Here is a 17,205-nt window from a genome sequence, read left to right as displayed (position 1 = left end):
TGAACATGGCCTGGCGGCGTCGGCTGCACATCGGCGCGCGCGCGCTGGGCTGGATCGCGGGTGTCGCGGTGATCGCGCTGGCCGTGCTGATGGCGCTGGCGCAGCTGCTGGTGCCGCTGGTGGCGCGGCATCCCGAGTGGGTGGCGCGCGAGCTGTCCGCGAAGCTGGAGCGGCCGATCAGCTTCGCTTCGCTGCAAAGCAAATGGAGCGGCTCCGGCCCGCTGTTCGTGCTGCGCGACGTCACCGTGGGCGTGCCGCCAGGCGGCACGGGCACACCGATCCACATTCCCGAATCCGAGCTGCAGATCGACTTCGGCGGCTGGCTGCCCACGCGGCACCTGGTGAATCTGCGCACGCGCGGCCTGCAGCTGGATCTGAGCCGCGACAAGGACGGCAGCTGGCACGTCAACGGCCTGGGCGCCGGCGGCAGTTCGCAGCCGCCCAGCTTCGGCCGGCTTTCGGTGGAGCTGTGGCTGGACGACCTGCGGCTCGACATCGCCGATGAAGCCAGCAACAAACACTACAGCCTGATCGCCGATCACCTGCGACTGAGCCACCAGGGCAGCCGCATCCGCGTGGGCGCGCTGCTGCGGCGCGAGGGCGCGCCGGGCATCCTGCACGGCGCGGGCAGTTTCCGCGACGACGGCAGCAGCGGGCGGCTGTGGCTGTCCGGCCAGCAGCTCGATCTCGCCGCGATGTTCGACGGCATGGACCTTGGCGGCTACGCGGTGCGGGGCGGCAAGGGCAGCGTGGCCGCGTGGCTGGACTGGAAGCAGGGCAAGGTGGTGCGCAACGTCAGCCGTTTCGACCTCGACGGTGTGCGCATCGTCGGCGCCAACGGTGCCGTCGCGGTACCCGCGCTGCATGGCGAAGCCGGACTCAGGCGCAGCGCCGACGGCTACGAAGTGCGCTGGGCGGGCGACGACCAGAGCGCGCTGGCGGTGTGGCTGCACCGCCCCGGCACGCCCCAGTTCACCGTGCAGGCGGCCGCGCGCGACTTGCAGATCGCGCCGCTGCTGCCCTGGCTGGGCCTCGCGCCCAAGCTGCCGCCCGCGCTGGCGAACTGGCTGGGCGAAGGCCGTCCGCGCGGCAAATTCGACGACGTGTCGATGGCCTGGTCGCAGGCGGCGGGGCTGGACCGGTTGCAGGCCACGTTCGATGGGCTGGGCATCGACCCGGTCGGTGCGCTGCCCGGTGTGGACGGCATCGACGGCACGCTGCGCGGCGACGGCGAGGCGGTGTCGCTGGAGCTGCCCGCGCAGGCGACGACGGTGCGGGCCACGCACGTGTTCCGCGAACCCTTCGTGATGTCGAAGCTGGCCGGCACGCTGGCGTTCTGGCATGCGGACGACGACTGGCATGTCGGCGTCGATGCGCTGGATTTCGAGGGCCAGGGCTACGGCGGACAGGCGCGCGGCGAGATCCGCCTGCACGACGCCGGCGGGCCGCCGTTCCTCGACATCTACACCAGCGTGACGCACGCCGACGTCGTCGCGGCCAAGCTGTTCTGGCCGGTCAACGTGATGCCGCCGCCCGCGGTGGCGTGGCTGGATCGCGCACTGGTCGGCGGCAGCCTCGACCACGCCGAAGCGCTGGTACGCGGCGACCTCAAGGACTGGCCGTTCCGCCACAACGAAGGCCGTTTCGAGGCGCGCGCCGAGGTGAGCAACCTCGACTTCCGCTATGCGCCGAACTGGCCGGATGCCACCGGCGTCCACGCCATCGCCAGCTTCATCAACAACGGCATGCTGGTGCAGGCCGACGCGGGGTCGTCGCTGGGCGTGAAGACCGACAAGGTGGTGGCGCTGATCCCCGACTTCGCGAACGGCACGCTGGATCTCAACGTGGACGGCAACGGCGCCGGCGCCGACCTGCTCGGCTTCGTGGTGAAGAGTCCCATCGCCAGCCGGCAGGCGGACCAGCTCGCCAAACTGAAGCTGGGCGGCCACGGCAATTTCAGCTTCCATCTTTCGCTGCCGCTGGGCGCGCCGCAGGATTTCCTGCTCGCGGGCAACGCGCAGCTGAGCGACGTCGATGCGAGCAACGAGGACTGGAACCTCAAGCTCGACAAACTCAATGGGCCGGCCACCTTCGACGGCAAAGGCTTCCACGCCGGGCCGCTGGCCGGTGCCTTCCATGGCCAGCCGACCACGATGGACCTGGCGATCGCCGGCGCCACCGGCGATCCGAACACCGCCGTGGCGGTGAAGTTGAGCGGTACGTACAGCATCGCCGACCTGACGACGGGCTATCCCTCGCTGGACTGGCTCGACCCGCTGGGCAACGGGCGCAGCGCCTTCGCCATCGGCTTCAACCTCGCCACGCCAGCGGGCGGCGGCGCGCTGGCGCAGACCCTCACCCTCGATTCCACGCTGGTCGGCATGGCGCTGGACGTGCCGGTACCGCTGAAGAAGGACGCCGCGACTCCCTTGCCGATGCACCTGGAGCTGGCGCTGCCCTTGAGCGGCGGCGACCTCAAGGTGGCACTGGGCGAACGCGCGCGCGGCCACCTGCGCCTGGCCGACGGGGCGAAGCCGCTGGCCGGCACCCTGGCGTTCGGCATGCAGATGCCCAGCGAGATGCCCACGCAGGGCCTGCGCATACGCGGCCACGCGGGCAGGCTCGACGTCACCGGCTGGGTGCAGCAGGCCATCGCATTCACCGCGGGCAGCAACGGCGCCACGGGCAATACGGGCAGCAGCGGCCCCGTGCTGGAAAGCGTGGATGTGGGTACCGACCACGCGGAATGGTTCGGCCATCCATTGGGTGCGATGACCCTGCAGGCCACACCGGAGAGCGACAACCTGCAGGTGGACGTGAACGGTGCGGCGATGGCCGGCCGCTTCAGCGTGCCTACCGCCGAGCTGGACAAGCGCGGCGTCACTGCACGTCTCACGCACCTGTACTGGCCCAATCCGCCCGCACCCGTCGGCAAGGCGGCCGCCAACCAGCCCGTGGAAGATCCCGCCAACACCGGCATCAACCCCGCCTCATTGCCGCCGTTCCATCTGTGGGTGGGCGACCTGCGTTTCGGCGACGCCAAGCTGGGCGAAGCGCGGCTGGAAACCTGGCCCACCGCGCAAGGCATGCGCATCGACCAGTTGCGTGCGTTGTCGCCCAGCGTGCAGATCACCGGCAGCGGCGACTGGAACGGCACGCCCACCAATAGCCACACGCATATGCGCATCGGTTTTGCCGCCGACGACCTCGGCAAGATGCTCACCGCGTTCGGCTACAACGGCCTGGTCAACGGCGGCAAGACCAGCGACCAGTTGGACGCCAGCTGGCCCGGGCCGCCATCGGCCTTCAGCCTCGCCAACGCCACCGGCACGCTGGCCATCGACGTCAGCGACGGCCGCATTCCCGAGGTGGCGCCCGGCATGGGTCGCCTGTTCGGTTTGGTCGCGCTGGGCGAGCTGCCGCGCCGCCTGACGCTGGATTTCGGCGACGTGTTCGGCAAGGGCCTGGGCTTCGACTCGATCAAGGGCGATTTCCGGCTCGCGGACGGCAATGCCACCACCACCAACCTGGCCATCAAGGGGCCGGCCGTACAGATCAGCATCAGCGGTCGCACCGGGCTGCGCGCCAAGGATTTTGACCAGTACGTGCAGGCGGTCCCGCACATCGGCAACAGCCTGCCGGTAATCGGCGCCGTGGTGGGCGGCCCGGTGGGCGCCGCCGCCGGCCTGGCCGTGCAGGGCCTGCTGGGCAAGGGTCTCAACAAGCTGGTCAGCACGCGCTACCGGTACCATGTCACCGGAAGCTGGGACAAGCCGGTGATGACTCTGGTGGAGAAGAACGAAGTGCCGGCCGCTTCCGCCGCGGTCACCACGCCGCCGTTGCTGCCGGCCGCACCGTCGTCCAGCCCGGCCGTCACGATACCGTTGCGCGACGAGCTGCAGGCGTTGCCGGCGCCGTCCTCTTCGACGGGGCATTGATGCGGCTTTGATTTCGCGCGCGGTGCCCCCATTCTCTGCACTCTCACCGCCAATCGACGAAGACCCATGGATTCCCTGATCGCGCAGGCCCAGAGCCGGCTGCTCACCCCCGGCGGACTCGCCACCGGCGACCTCGAGCGCGTGTTCACGCAGCTGATGGGGCCGTCCATCGATGCCGCCGACCTGTATTTCCAGCACTCGCGCAGCGAGTCGTGGACGCTGGAAGAAGGCATCGTCAAGGACGGCAGCCACTCCATCGAGCAGGGCGTGGGCGTGCGCGCGATCTCCGGCGAGAAGACCGGCTTCGCCTATTCCGACGAAATCGTGCTGCCGCAACTGCTGGAAGCCTCCAAGGCCGCGCGCGCGATCGCGCAGGACGGCCGCGGTGCCGGCCGGCCGCTGGCGCTGGGCAACACGCGGGCCCTGTATCCCGCCATCGACCCGGTGGAAAGCCTGCCCAATCCGGACAAGATCGCCCTGCTGCGCGAGGTGGATGCCTACGCGCGTTCGCGCGATCCGCGCATTACCCAGGTCATCGTGAGCATGGCCGCCACGCTGGATACCGTGCTGATCGCCGCCTCCGACGGCACGCTGGCCGCCGACGTGCGCCCGCTGGTGCGCCTCAACGTGCAGGTGATCGCCGAGGCCAACGGACGCCGCGAGCAGGGCTATGCCGGCGGCGGCGGCCGTTACGGTTACCGCGAGCTGATCGAGAACGGCCGCGCGCTGGCCTTTGCCGACGAGGCCGTGCGGCAGGCGCTGGTGAACCTCGATTCCGTCGACGCGCCCGCCGGCCAGATGACTGTGGTGCTCGGCCCGGGCTGGCCCGGCGTGCTGCTGCACGAGGCGATCGGCCACGGGCTGGAAGGCGACTTCAACCGCAAGGGCAGCTCCGCCTTCGCCGGTCGCCTCGGTCAGCGCGTGGCCGCGCCAGGCGTCACCGTGGTGGACGACGGCACGCTGCCCGGCCGTCGCGGTTCGCTCAGCGTGGACGACGAAGGCACGTCGACCAACTGCACCGTGCTGATCGAGGACGGCATCCTCAAGGGCTACATGCAGGACAAGCTCAATGCGCGCCTGATGGGCATGGCGCCCACCGGCAACGGCCGCCGCGAATCCTTCAGCGCACTGCCGATGCCGCGCATGACCAACACCTACATGCGCGGCGGCAGCCACGATCCGGAGGAGATCATCCGCTCGGTGAAGAAGGGCCTGTACGCGCCGAACTTCGGCGGCGGCCAGGTCGACATCACCAACGGCAAGTTCGTGTTCTCCGCCAGCGAGGCCTACTTGATCGAAGACGGCAGGATCACCGCCCCCGTGAAGGGCGCCACCCTGATCGGCAGCGGTCCCGACGTGCTCACCCGCGTCTCCATGATCGGCAACGACATGAAGCTGGACGAAGGCGTGGGCGTGTGCGGCAAGGACGGCCAGAGCGTGCCGGTGGGCGTGGGGCAGCCCACGCTGAAGATCGATGCGATGACGGTGGGCGGCACCGCGGCATAGTCGTGCAGGCTGGCTGAAACGCCAGCCTGTACCAAGCTCAGAGCAACGCTGCGGCAACTCTCTCCGCCGTCGCCTTGGCCGATTGCGGATTCTGTCCGGTCACCAGTCGTCCATCGACGACAACCTTCGAGGCGAACGGCAGCAACGCCTTCTCGTAGAGCGCGCCGCGCTGCTTCACGGCCTGCTCGGCGTTGTAGGGCACCTTCCGGGCAACGCCAGCTAGCACTTCCTCGGCCCATGCAAAGCCGGTGATCTTGCGCCCGGCGACCAGCAGCGTGCCGTCCGACAGCTGCGTATTCAGCAGGCCGCAATAGCCGTGGCAGACAGACGATACGATGCCGCCGCGTTCGTAGATGTCGCGCGTGATCCGCTGCAGCCCTGCGCTGTCCGGGAAGTCCCACATGACGGCATGTCCGCCGGTGAAATAGACCGCATCGAACGCCGCGGGATCGATCTGGTCGGGCCGGTCCGTTTCCGACAGGAGGACCATGCGGGCGTCGTCGGCCAGCCATGCCTTCGCGGTGGCGTCGATGTTCGGCCATTTGAGGGAGCGCGGTTCCAGCGGCGAGACGCCGCCCTTCGGGCTCACGATCCGCTGCTCCCAGCCTTTATCGGCGAAGACCTGGTACGCGTGGGTCAGCTCCGACAGCCACAGGCCGGTCGGCTCGGACAGGTCGGCATAGTGGGCGACGTTGGTGACGACGTGAAGAATGCGCTTGGGCATGTCGAGAACCCTTGGCTTGATGCGCTTTCCAGGGTCACTTCATGGGTGCGGGATCGTCCGGCGCAAGGCCTCCGGCATGGCTCAGCGCGCCGACTGCACGCTTTGGATGGCCTTCTGAAAGAAATCGTAGACGCCATCCGCGCTCATGCTGCGGGCTTCGGAGAGTTCGCCGGCGCGGGTCGAGTACAACAGCTTGCCGTCGGGCGAGACGATCACGGCGGCGGGAATGCCCTTGGCGATTGGGTTGCCGAAGCGGTTCACCACGTCGAGGTTGCGGTCGAAATTGCCCACATCGATCTTGGCGATGTTGAAGTGCGCATCCATCAGCTGCGCATTGCGACCCGTGGCCAGGTCGTGGGCCAGGGCGCGGCAGTCCTCGCACCAGTTGGCGCCGAAGAAGAGGAGCACCGGCTTGTGGTTGGTCTGCGCTTCAGCCAGCACGTGGGCAACCTGGGCCTTGGCGTCGGCCTGCGGGTTGTACGGCGGCGTTTCCTTGGCGAGGGCGCCCGCGGCGACCAGCAGGCCAAGGGCGGCGATGGCGAGGAATCGTTTCATGGGCGGCACCGTATGCAGTGGCTGACAGGAGACGTGCCGCCGGGGCGATCGGCGGCCAGTGGCGAGATTGACACGGTTTGCCGGCTGCACGCTATGGCGCGTTTGCATTTGCTCATGCGCCCGGTGTTCGCCCCGTCCCAGGTCGGGCATGGCCTCTGTATTCCCGCAAAGATGCCGGTACCGGTGCGGGGCTTCGAGCACCGCCGCCCCCAAACCCGTAAAATACCCGCTTCGCATGGGCTCCCCGCCCGTCCAGGAATGTTTGCCACATGAAAACCATCGAAGGCGATTTCGCCACGCCCAAGGGCCGCTTTGCCATCGTCGCGGGCCGTTTCAACGGCTTCGTCGTGGAGCCGCTGGTGGCCGGCGCACGCGACGCGCTGGTGCGCCATGGCGTCAAGGACGACAGCATCGAACTGGTGCGCGTGCCGGGCGCCTGGGAGATCGCGCTGGCTGCGCACAAGTTGGCGACCTCGGGCAAATACGCTGCGGTGATCGCGCTGGGCGCGGTGATCCGCGGCTCCACGCCGCATTTCGACTACGTGGCCGGCGAATGCGCCAAGGGCCTGGCCAAGGCGGCGCTGGACTCGGGCGTGCCGGTGGCGTTCGGCGTGCTCACCACCGACAGCATCGAGCAGGCCATCGAGCGCTCCGGCACCAAGGCCGGCAACAAGGGCGCCGACGCGGCCATTGCCGCGCTGGAGATGGTCAACCTGTACGGCAAGCTGTGATGCACACGCGCCCCGAAGGCATCGACCTCGCTGCGCGTTCGCGCGCTCGTCGCCGCGCGCTGCAGGCGCTGTACGCGTGGCAGCTTTCCGGCAGCCACATGAACGCGGTGATCGAGCAGTTCCGCCACGAGCAGGACATGGAAGTGGCCGATCTCGACTACTTCGAGGATCTGCTGCACGGCGTGGAGCAGCACGTCGCCGAACTCGACGCCATGCTGCGCCCGTACCTCGACCGCGAAGTGGCGGAGGTGGATCCCATCGAGCGTGCCGCACTGCGCCTGGCCGCCTACGAGCTGAAGCACCGTCTCGACGTGCCGTACCGCGTGGTCATCAACGAGGCGATCGAAGTCACCAAGCGCTTCGGCGCCGACCATGGCCACAGCTACGTCAACGGCGTGCTGGACAAGCTGGCCGGCGAGCTGCGCGCGCCCGAGAAGCGGGGATGATGGACGCCGGCGTTCGCGCGGAAGAGCGGGTGCCGGTGCTGGAGACCCCGCGTCTGCGCCTGCGTGCGCACCGCGCCGACGATCTGGACGCGTTCGCGGCGATCTGGTCCGACCCCGTGGTCACCCGCTACCTTGGCCGTGCGGCCTCGTCATCGCGGCAGGACTCGTGGATGCGCATGCTGCGTTATCCCGGCATGTGGGCGCTGCTCGGCTACGGCTTCTGGGCCATCGAGGAGAAAGCCAGCGGCCGCTGCATCGGCGATGTAGGCTTCGCCGATTTCAAGCGGGACATCCAGCCGTCGCTGGAAGGCATGCTCGAAACGGGCTGGGTGCTGTCCGCGGACGCGCACGGCAAGGGCTACGCCAGTGAGGCGCTTGCCGCGGTGCTCGCCTGGGGCGAGACGCATTTCCCCGATCGCACCATGGCATGCATCATCGAGCCGGAAAACGCGGCTTCGATTCGCGTTGCGGTCAAGGCCGGTTTTCGCGAATGGCAGCGCACGGCGTATCACGAAGATCCCATCCTCGTGTTCAAACGCTGAGCGGGTCGCTTATTTCGCCGCGCAGTCCCGGCTGTTGTCGGCCACGCCCGAGATCAGCCAACGGCCGTCCACGCGGGCGAGATTGAATACGTCCGTGCCGCAATGGTGCGGTTTGCCGTCGAGCAGGAAGACATAGGGCGCCCATACCACGGCGATGTTGTCATCCACGTGCACGAGCGGATCGTGGATGCGCTCCTCGATCTGCGCCTTGCCCGGTTTCACGTGGCCGATGAAGTCGCCCAGCGCGAGTTGGTCCGGTTTGCCGTCGCGCATCAGCGTGGCCATGCCCGCGGGCAGCACCTGGGCGCGCATGCCCGCCTGGTCGTAGTGCGACATCGCGGTGAAAAAGGCCTGGATCGGCGCCAGCACGGCCCCATCGCCCTCCACGGACGGCGATGCTGCAGCCAGCACCGGTGCAGCGGCGAGGAGGGCGAGCGAAAGCATGACGGGACGGAAACGAACGCTGTGCATGGCGGCAAGCTCCGGCAGGAAAACGTCGCCCAGCCTCGCACGCCCATGGTTTCGGCGCATGCGCCGCAGGTCACGGGCTTGCGTCGCACGCGTGCGGATGCTCTGCTCTGGGCCCGTCCCTGCCGCAGATCCGCCATGGAATTCCGCCTGATCGACCGTATCCGAGAGCGCACCGCGCAACCGCGCGACGACGTGCGCCTCGGCATCGGCGACGATGCCGCCGTGCTGGCCGTGCCGGCGGGGCAGGAATTGGTGGCGGCCATCGACACCATGGTCGAAGGCGTGCATTTCCCCGTGGGCACTGCGCCTGCCGACATCGGCTGGAAGGCGCTGGCGGTGAACCTGTCCGACCTCGCCGCGATGGGAGCCGCGCCTGCGTGGGCGTTGCTGGCGCTGAGCTTGCCGCGACCCGACGTGGATTTCATCGACGGTCTCGCCGAGGGTTTCGCGCAATTGGCGGGGCAGTACCGGGTGGCTCTGGTGGGCGGCGACACCACGCGCGGTGTGCTCTCGCTCAGCGTGGCCGTGCATGGTTTCGTGCCGCCGGGGCAGGCCTTGACCCGTGCCGGTGCGCAGGCGGGCGATGCGGTGCTGGTTACCGGATCGCTGGGCGATGCGGCGGCCGGCCTGCATTGCCTGCAGTCGCAGACGGACATCCAGGCGGCCACGCGCGATGCGCTCGTGGGCCGGCTGAACCGGCCGATGCCGCGCGTGGCGGCCGGGTTGGCGCTGCGTGGCCGCGCCAGCGCCTGCCTCGACGTTTCCGATGGCCTGCTCGCCGACCTCGGCCACATTTGTTCGGCCAGTGGTGTGGGGGTGGAGATCGATGCGGCTTTGCTGCCGTATTCGCCCGCGTTGCGTGCTGCGTTCGATGAAACCGCAGCGCGTGGTTTCGCGTTGACCGGCGGCGACGATTACGAACTGTGCTTCACCGTGCCCTCCGCACGGTTGGATGAAGTACGGGACGAACTCGCGCGGCTTGGCTGCGCCGCCACATGCATCGGCCGCGTCGTGGCGGGCGCAGGTGTGCGCGTGCGCGGCACGGATGGCGCATGGCTGGAACCGGCGCGACAAGGCTGGGATCATTTCGCGCCATGAGCGCATCCGCCGAACGCAAGACACTGACACCCTCGCAGCGCCGCGCGTTGCTGGCCACGCCCGCGGGTTGGATCGCCTGCGGCCTGGGTTCGGGCCTCGCGCCGGTGGCGCAAGGCACCTTCGGCTCGCTGGCCGCGATCCTGCCGTGGCTGCTGCTGCGCGAACTGTCGTTGCCGCTCAACCTGCTGGTCATCGTGCTGGGCTTTGCACTGGGTGTGTGGGCCTGCGACGTGGCCGGCCGCGCACTGCAGGTGGACGATCACCGCGCCCTGGTATGGGACGAGTTCGTCGGTCAATGGATCGCGCTGCTGCCCGCGCTCGCGGCGCCGTGGTGGGCCGTGGTCGCGGGCTTCGCGTTGTTTCGCCTGTTCGATGTGTGGAAGCCATGGCCGATCCGCGTGTTCGACCGGCGCCTCAAGGGCGGCTTGGGCGTGATGGTGGACGACGTGATCGCGGGAGTGTTCGCTGCAGTGGTGCTGGCGATCGTGCTGCGCATCCTGCGCTGAAGCGTCCTACTCCACGCAACCAAGGCCATGCAGAGTGGTTTCGACGGCTTGCTGCAGCGGGGTGTGCGGTTCGTCGCCCAGCCATGCCCGCAGGCGACGATTGTCCAGCTGCAGCGGCACGCGCCACAGGTAGCGCATCTCGCGCAGTTCGCGCAGCATCACCACGAAGGGCGCGGCGAGCCGCGTCAGCCACCAAGGAAAGGCGCGCAGCGGCAGCGCGCTGTTGCCGGTGGCGCCGCGCATGGCGGCGAGCAGGTCGGCCTCATCGACGAGGTGGCCGGCGAAGTGGAAGCGTGCGAAGCGTTCGAGCTCGCCCTCGCGCTCCAGCAGCCGCGCGACCGTCTCGCCCACATCGGGCAGGTAGGCCCAGGCATGGGGCAAGCCGCGGCGTCCCGGATACAGCAAGCTGCGTACGCGACGACCGGGTTTGACCATGGCCGCAAACCAGTTGTTGCCCGCGTGCGGTCCGAAGAAGTCGCCGCAGCGCAGGACCAGACTGCGCACGTCGGCAGCCTCGGCCAGGCGCCATTCCATCGCTACGCGGATCGCGCCCTTGCGGGTCAGCGGTTGCTGGGGATCGTCCTCGGCCAGGGTGGGAAAGGCATCGGGGCCGTAGTTGTAGACCGTGCCCGGCAGCACGAGGCGCGCGCCGTTGGCGCGGGCCGCGGCAACGCTGTTGTCCAGCATCGGCAGTACCAGCCGGTCCCAGTCGCGGTAGCCCGGCGGATTCACCGCGTGGACGATCACACTCACGCCGGCGGCGGCCCGCGCCACGTCGTCGGCGTTCATGGCATCGCCATCGCGCCAGTCGATAGACGGGAGCAGGCCGGGGCGTGCGGCATCGCGCACCAGCGCACGCACCGTCCAGCCGCGTCGCAGCAGGGCCGCGGCGATCTCGCCGCCTGCACCGCCGGTGGCGCCGAGGATCAGGGCTGTCTTCGATGTGTTCATGGCCGTTCTCCAGAATGGGTGGAGCCAGCTTGGCGCGAGATAAGGTGTTTGAAAATTGCCTAGCATTGAACATCTGATATAAATAAATGCATGGATAACGACGAGCCGGCCTGGGACCTTTATCGATCCTTCCTCGCCGTGGCGAGCGAAGGCAGCCTGTCCGCCGCGGCGCGCACGCTGGACATGACCCAGCCCAGCCTTGGGCGGCATGTACGGCAACTGGAGGCGTCGCTGGGCGTGGCCTTGTTCACGCGTTCGCCGCAGGGGTTGGCGCTGACCGATGTGGGTGCCGAGCTGGTCGAGCATGCGCGAGGCATGGCCGCCGCATCCGCCGCGCTGCGGCGCGCGGCTTCAGGGAGCAAGCAGGAAGTGCGCGGCGTGGTGCGCATCACTTGCAGCGAGGTGATCGGCGGCGAGGTGTTGCCGGCGATGCTGGCCGACTTGCGCCGGCAGCAGCCGGGCATCGCGGTCGAACTTTCGCTGTCCGATGCGGCCGAGGACCTGCTGCGTAAGGATGCCGACATCGCCGTACGCATGCTGCGACCGAGCCAGGCAGCGCTGGTGGCTCGCCGCGTGGGCGCCATCGGCATCGGGATGTACGCGCACCGACGCTACCTCAAGGCGCACGGCACGCCGCGCGCGCTGGCCGATCTGCATGGGCATGCGCTGATCGGTTTCGATCGCGAGACGCCTGCCTTGCGTGCTATGCGCAGCCGCGTGCTGGGTGCGGAGGTGTTCGCACGCAACCACTTCACGCTGCGCACCGACAGCGCCCTGGCACAGCTGGCCGCGCTGCGTGCCGGCTACGGCATTGGCGCGTGCCAGCATGCGCTGGCGCGGCGCGAGCGGTCACTGGTGCGCGTGCTCCCTGCGTTCGCGCTGGATCTGGACACCTGGCTGGTGATGCACGAAGACCTGCGCGCGAACCGCCGCGTGCGGCTGGTCTACGACTATCTGTTCGAGGCGCTGGCGGCCTATGCCGCCGAGGGCGCCTGAGGCGGGATCACTTCTCGTTGTGCCCCGGCCCATAGCGGCGATCGGGTCCGCGATAAGCGGCGATGCTGGCGAGCCTCGGAGTGTCGTAGCCGAATTCCAGCGTGAGCCGCAGCCTGCTGGTGCGCACCGGGTCCATGCGGACGAGCTTCTTGTGGCCGATGGTGGTGCCCCAGGTGAGCGGTTGCCACGCGCCGTCGTTCCACGTTTCGACGCGGTAGTTGGCGATGTTCTGGCCGAAGGCGATGGCTTCGCCGAGCTCCAGCGTGTCGAACTCGATGGCCTGCGGCAGCTCGATTTCCAGCCACGCATTGCGCGCACTGCGCGCGGCGCTCCAATACGCGTCCGGGTTGGCGTCGAGCACGCTGGAGGCCGGGTGCGCGATGTCGCTGCTGCTGGCCTGCACGCTGGCGCCCTGCAGCAGGTTGGTGGCGAACAGTCCGGTGCGCTTGGCGGTGAAGCCTTGCAGCGCGGCGATGTCGCTGTCCTCGAACAGGCCGTCGCGGTTCGGCGGCACGTTGAGCAGCAGTTTGCTGTTGCGCCCCACCGAGCTGAAGTACAGCTCCATCAGCTCGTCGGGCGAGCGCACCTTGTCGTTTTCCTCGGGATGCCAGAACCAGCCGGGGCGGATCGATACGTCCGATTCGCCAGGGCGCCATGCGCTGCCGTGCGGGTCGCCATGGCCCAGCAGGTCGCCGATCCACGGGCGGTCGTAGCCGGGGTAGGGCGCGCTGGCGGGGTTGATGCTTGACCAGCAGGTTTCGCCGGCTACGCCCTTCTCGTCGCCGATCCAGCGCACGTCCGGGCCGGCGTCGGAGAACATCACGGCATCGGGTTGCAGCTTGCGCACGGTGGCGTGGATGCGCGGCCAGTCGTAGGCCTGCTTGCGGCCGTTCGGGCCTTCGCCGTTGGCGCCGTCGAACCACACTTCCACGATCTTGCCGTAATGCGTGAGCAGCTCGGTGAGCTGGGCGATGTAGTAGTCGTTGTAGGCCTCGCCGCTGCCATAGACCTTGGCGTTGCGGTCCCATGGCGACAGGTACAGGCCGGCGCCCAGACCTTCGGCGCGGCAGGCGTCGGTGAATTCGCGCACCACGTCGCCGTGGCCGTTTTTCCACGGACTGCTTTTCACCGAGTGCTGCGTGGTGGCGGTGGGCCATAGGCAGAAGCCGTCGTGGTGCTTGGCGGTGAGGATCATGCTGCGGAAGCCGGCCTGCTTCGCCGTGCGCGCCCATTGCCGCGCATCCAGCTTGCGCGGATTGAAGATGTCGGGCGACTCGGTGCCGTCGCCCCATTCCTTGCCGGTGAAGGTATTCACCGTGAGGTGCACGAACATGGCCAGTTCGTCGCGCTGCCAATGCAATTGCTGCGGCGTGGGACGCGGGCGCGCCGCGTTGCCGGCGGGTGCGAGGGCGGTGTCGGCACGACTGGTGCGCGACATGCCGAGCGCACTCAGGGAAGCAACGGCCGAGCCGGCGAGCAGGAAACGGCGACGATCCATGGAACTAGCCTCCGCAGGCGGGCGCCCGAGATGTCAGGAGGATCACTATATTCAAATATGATGCAAGTGTTCAAATATGATTCGTAGGCATGAGTGCATGACGCGCCTGCAAGGGCCTCATCCGTGCATCGTGGAAGGCGCAAGGCTTGCATCGGCCCGGCATGCCGCCGCAGCATTCGCAGGATAGTCACGCGCCGATCGCCAGCGCCTGCTGATGGAGTTCCCCATGCAATACCGCCGCCTCGGCCGTTCCGGTCTGCCGCTTTCCGTCCTTTCGTTCGGCGCCTGGACCACGTTCGGCAAGAGCGTGGGGCGCTCGCTGGCGCGCGAGATGCTGGCGATGGCATGGGATCGCGGAGTCAACTTCTTCGACAACGCGGAAACCTACGGCAACGGCGCGGCGGAGTCGCTGATGGGCGACGTGCTGGCCGACCTGCGTTTCCCACGCGACAGCTGGTGCGTGTCGAGCAAGGTGTTCTTCGGCGCCCAGGACCATCCCAGGCCCACGCAGCGCGGCCTGTCGCGCAAGCACGTAATCGAGGCCTGCCACCAGGCGCTGCAGCGCCTGCGTGTGGACTACCTCGATCTCTACTTCTGCCATCGCCCCGACCCCGACACGCCGGTCGAGGAGACCGTGGCGGCGATGGACATGCTGGTGCGCCAGGGCAAGGTGCTGTACTGGGGCACCAGCGAGTGGCCGGCGCAGGCCATCGCCGAGGCGCATCGCGCGGCAAAGGAAAACCATCTCACTGCACCCGTGATGGAACAGCCCGAATACAACCTGCTGCACCGCGAGCGCGTCGAGGTGGAGTACGCGCCGCTGTATCGCGACTACGGCATGGGCACTACGATCTGGTCGCCGCTGGCCTCGGGCCTGCTGAGCGGGAAGTACGACCACGGTGTGCCGGCGGATTCGCGCCTGGCGCAGCCGGACTATGCGTGGTTGCGCGACCAGGTGCTAGGCGAAGACGGCGAGCGCGTGGCAAAGGTGCGCCGCCTACGCCCGCTAGCGGACGAACTCGGTTGCAGCACCGCGCAACTCGCCATCGCGTGGTGTGCGGCCAACCCGCATGTCTCCACCGTGATGCTGGGCGCGAGCCGGCTGGATCAGCTGGAGCACAACCTTGCCGCACTGGATGTGTTGCCGAAGCTAGACGAAGCGATGCGTCAGCGTGTCTTGCAGGCGGTGGCGTGAGTCCGCCGATGGGCGTGTTTCCGCATGGCCCGCGTTGTGTCCGCGCATCGCCACATCACGCCCCACGGATGCCCGCATGCCCGGGTAGCTTGGCTAGACCCCATAAGGAACCCTTTGCATGAAGTCGCCGCTACGCACGACGCTGCTCACCATCTTCGCGATGCTGCCCCTTTACGGCGCGCTCGCCGAGACGCCTGCATGGACGCAGCCGCAGCAACCCTTTCGCATCTATGGCAATACGTACTACGTGGGCACGCGCGGGCTCAGTTCGATCATGATCGCGTCGTCGCAGGGGCTCGTGCTGATCGACGGTACGCTGCCGCAGAACGCGGCGCAGGTCGAGGCGAACATCATGGCGTTGGGTTTCGACATCGCTGACGTGAAGTGGATTATCAACTCGCATGCGCACTTCGACCATGCCGGCGCCATCGCCCAGCTCGCCCGAGACAGCGGCGCACGCGTGGCGGCGAGCAGCGCTGGCGCCAAGGCGTTGATGCTTGGCGGCAAGGATCCAGATGATCCGCAATATGGCGAGGCGCCTGCATTCGCGCCCATCGCCAAGGTCACGCCGGTGCCCGATCACGGCGTGGTGCGGCTGGGCGACGTGACGGTCACGGCGCACTACACGCCGGGCCATACGCCGGGCGCGACGACGTGGACCTGGCGATCCTGCCAAGCGGGACTCTGCATGAATATCGTGTACGCCGACAGTCTCGGCGCCTTCGCCGCGGACGGCTATCGCTTTAGCGATCCGGAGCATCCGCAGCGTCTGGAAAACTATCGGCGCAGCATAGCCACGATAGCATCGTTGCCTTGCGACATCCTGCTGTCGCCGCATCCGGACCAGGCGGCTCACTTCCTCGAACGCGTAGCGCAGCGTGATGCGGGCGCCAAGCCCGATCCCGTCATCGACGGCCATGCCTGTCGCACCTATGCCGAGGAGGGGCGAGTGAAACTGGAGACGCGCCTGGCCAAGGAAAAGGGCATGGAGACGGGTGGCGGAGCTCACGCAACGCCATGAGACATCGGCTGGGCGAAGCAATGCGTCAGCGCATCGAGTGGGTGGCTGGATAGGGAGGGGGCAAGCAACGGCTGTCGTGATGGTTGACGTCTTAATGAGAATCATTATCATCAACTCTGCCTAAACTTCATTGCGGAGTCGTCCATGTCGATTGCCACCACCCTGGGCCTGCCAATGGTCACCAGCCGCCTGGCCCATCCGTTGCCGCGCCTTTCGCTGCGCCTCGGCGCGACCGAGCCCAAGCCCGCCGTGCGTCGCGTCAGCAGCCAGTCGCTGCTGGATGGCGAACGCGAATTGGTGATAGAGCATCAAGGCAACGAGTACCACTTGCGCCTCACGCGCAACGACAAGCTGATCCTCACGAAGTGATTCCATCCGGGCGCTGCCCGGGACAAACCTCGCCAGCACGGCGCGTCATCGCGCCAACGCCAGCCAGCCCCTGACGGAGAGCGCGATGTTCGGCTGGCTGGCTACCCATCTTGCCCATGTATGTCCGCGCGCCGCTGGCATCGCGGTGGAGCGCCGTTGGTTGCGTATAACGCCGAGACGGCTTGCCCGCTGTCTCCCCGCAGTTGGATGCGTGCTGTATTTGCCGTGTGCGACACAGGCATCGAGGAGCGGCATTGAGCCTGGCTTGCTCGTCATGCGCCGCGAACTCGCGCCATTGCTCCAAGTGTGCTGGCTGGTCGCGGCCAGTGCGATAGGCAGCGATGGTCCGCACGAATGGCTGGAATGCCGCGCCAGCGACGGAAGCCTCCGTGCACGTCTGCATCTGTTGCCCGACAGCGATTACCTCGGCTGGGATGCCATGTTGGCGGCGGGGGCGCCGGTATCCATCGTGGGCCGTCACTCGATGGACGATGCAAATATCGAAGCAGCGCATTTGCTGGATTTCCGCTGTAGCGCCATGGCCGGGCTCGGCGTGCTGGATGCCGTGCCGGCGTTGCGCGTTTCCGCCCTGGGCGGCGAGATCGCGCAAAACATCGCTCGGGCCGAGGGCCTGATGCTGGCTTGACCGGCGCGGTGC

17 protein-coding genes are annotated in these 17,205 nt (G+C 68.1%); 12 read left to right on the top strand and 5 right to left on the bottom strand.

Going from position 1 to position 17,205, the window contains the following annotated elements; all coding sequences use genetic code 11:
• The first annotated feature begins 5 nt into the window (after positions 1-5).
• Positions 6-3,938, top strand: coding sequence for a YhdP family protein (locus IHE46_RS10380; RefSeq protein WP_225562942.1), 3,933 nt, complete (start codon positions 6-8; stop codon positions 3,936-3,938).
• Positions 3,939-4,004: 66 nt separating this feature from the next.
• The gene (gene tldD / locus IHE46_RS10375; RefSeq protein ID WP_192164549.1) at positions 4,005-5,444 is read left to right on the top strand and encodes a metalloprotease TldD; all 1,440 of its coding nucleotides are present in this window, start codon (positions 4,005-4,007) and stop codon (positions 5,442-5,444) included.
• A gap of 37 nt (positions 5,445-5,481) precedes the next feature.
• On the opposite strand, the gene IHE46_RS10370 is transcribed toward tldD, so the two are convergent.
• Together IHE46_RS10370 and IHE46_RS10365 are read right to left on the bottom strand one after the other, a co-directional pair.
• A complete protein-coding gene (locus IHE46_RS10370) occupies positions 5,482-6,168 on the bottom strand; it encodes a type 1 glutamine amidotransferase domain-containing protein (protein ID WP_192164548.1) in 687 nt (228 codons plus the stop codon).
• A gap of 81 nt (positions 6,169-6,249) precedes the next feature.
• Complete coding sequence (locus IHE46_RS10365; RefSeq protein WP_192164547.1) at positions 6,250-6,723, bottom strand: thioredoxin family protein; 474 nt, start codon at positions 6,721-6,723, stop codon at positions 6,250-6,252.
• A 269-nt stretch (positions 6,724-6,992) separates the two neighbouring features.
• On the opposite strand from IHE46_RS10365, the gene ribE reads away from it, so the two are divergent.
• Genes ribE through IHE46_RS10350 form a run of 3 tightly spaced genes read left to right on the top strand, consistent with a single transcriptional unit; the run spans position 6,993 to position 8,442 of the window.
• Positions 6,993-7,454: a 6,7-dimethyl-8-ribityllumazine synthase gene (gene ribE / locus IHE46_RS10360; protein ID WP_192164546.1), complete on the top strand. Its 462-nt coding sequence runs from the start codon at positions 6,993-6,995 to the stop codon at positions 7,452-7,454.
• Positions 7,454-7,900 carry a transcription antitermination factor NusB gene (gene nusB / locus IHE46_RS10355; protein WP_192164545.1) on the top strand — a complete coding sequence of 149 codons (447 nt, stop codon included), beginning with the start codon at positions 7,454-7,456 and terminating at the stop codon, positions 7,898-7,900. The genes ribE and nusB overlap by 1 nt, the downstream gene beginning before the upstream one ends.
• On the top strand, positions 7,897-8,442 hold the full coding sequence (locus IHE46_RS10350) for a GNAT family N-acetyltransferase (protein WP_225562941.1): 546 nt from the start codon (positions 7,897-7,899) through the stop codon (positions 8,440-8,442). Before nusB ends, IHE46_RS10350 begins: the two co-directional genes overlap by 4 nt.
• Positions 8,443-8,451: 9 nt before the next feature.
• On the opposite strand, the gene IHE46_RS10345 is transcribed toward IHE46_RS10350, so the two are convergent.
• Positions 8,452-8,913 carry a nuclear transport factor 2 family protein gene (locus IHE46_RS10345; protein ID WP_192164544.1) on the bottom strand — a complete coding sequence of 154 codons (462 nt, stop codon included), beginning with the start codon at positions 8,911-8,913 and terminating at the stop codon, positions 8,452-8,454.
• 135 nt (positions 8,914-9,048) lie between these two features.
• On the opposite strand from IHE46_RS10345, the gene thiL reads away from it, so the two are divergent.
• Together thiL and IHE46_RS10335 are read left to right on the top strand one after the other, a co-directional pair.
• Entirely contained in the window at positions 9,049-10,011 is a 963-nt protein-coding gene (gene thiL, locus IHE46_RS10340) for a thiamine-phosphate kinase (protein ID WP_192164543.1), read from the top strand.
• Positions 10,008-10,517 carry a phosphatidylglycerophosphatase A gene (locus IHE46_RS10335; RefSeq protein ID WP_192164542.1) on the top strand — a complete coding sequence of 170 codons (510 nt, stop codon included), beginning with the start codon at positions 10,008-10,010 and terminating at the stop codon, positions 10,515-10,517. The genes thiL and IHE46_RS10335 overlap by 4 nt, the downstream gene beginning before the upstream one ends.
• A 6-nt stretch (positions 10,518-10,523) precedes the next feature.
• Here the strand turns inward: IHE46_RS10335 and IHE46_RS10330 are convergent, their stop codons facing one another.
• Positions 10,524-11,468 (bottom strand): NAD(P)H-binding protein, encoded by a 945-nt coding sequence (locus IHE46_RS10330; RefSeq protein ID WP_192164541.1) that lies wholly within the window; start codon positions 11,466-11,468, stop codon positions 10,524-10,526.
• 90 nt (positions 11,469-11,558) lie between these two features.
• Between IHE46_RS10330 and IHE46_RS10325 the strand changes: the two genes are divergently transcribed.
• Positions 11,559-12,464 (top strand): LysR family transcriptional regulator, encoded by a 906-nt coding sequence (locus IHE46_RS10325; RefSeq protein WP_192164540.1) that lies wholly within the window; start codon positions 11,559-11,561, stop codon positions 12,462-12,464.
• A 7-nt stretch (positions 12,465-12,471) separates the two neighbouring features.
• On the opposite strand, the gene IHE46_RS10320 is transcribed toward IHE46_RS10325, so the two are convergent.
• A complete protein-coding gene (locus IHE46_RS10320) occupies positions 12,472-13,962 on the bottom strand; it encodes an alpha-L-fucosidase (protein ID WP_192164539.1) in 1,491 nt (496 codons plus the stop codon).
• Between the two features lie 226 nt (positions 13,963-14,188).
• Between IHE46_RS10320 and IHE46_RS10315 the strand changes: the two genes are divergently transcribed.
• The 4 genes from IHE46_RS10315 (at position 14,189) to IHE46_RS10300 (ending at position 17,193) form a co-directional block, all read left to right on the top strand.
• The gene (locus IHE46_RS10315; protein ID WP_192164538.1) at positions 14,189-15,157 is read left to right on the top strand and encodes an aldo/keto reductase; all 969 of its coding nucleotides are present in this window, start codon (positions 14,189-14,191) and stop codon (positions 15,155-15,157) included.
• Positions 15,158-15,275: 118 nt separating this feature from the next.
• Positions 15,276-16,178, top strand: coding sequence for a subclass B3 metallo-beta-lactamase (gene bla, locus IHE46_RS10310; protein ID WP_192164537.1), 903 nt, complete (start codon positions 15,276-15,278; stop codon positions 16,176-16,178).
• A 144-nt stretch (positions 16,179-16,322) separates the two neighbouring features.
• Positions 16,323-16,547, top strand: coding sequence for a hemin uptake protein HemP (locus tag IHE46_RS10305; RefSeq protein WP_225562940.1), 225 nt, complete (start codon positions 16,323-16,325; stop codon positions 16,545-16,547).
• Between the two features lie 85 nt (positions 16,548-16,632).
• The gene (locus IHE46_RS10300) at positions 16,633-17,193 is read left to right on the top strand and encodes a hypothetical protein (protein WP_192164536.1); all 561 of its coding nucleotides are present in this window, start codon (positions 16,633-16,635) and stop codon (positions 17,191-17,193) included.
• Positions 17,194-17,205: the final 12 nt, after the last annotated feature.

This window comes from Rhodanobacter sp. DHG33, assembly GCF_014843005.1.
In the GTDB taxonomy this organism is placed as follows: domain Bacteria; phylum Pseudomonadota; class Gammaproteobacteria; order Xanthomonadales; family Rhodanobacteraceae; genus Rhodanobacter_A.
This window is presented reverse-complemented; position numbering and strand designations above follow the sequence as displayed.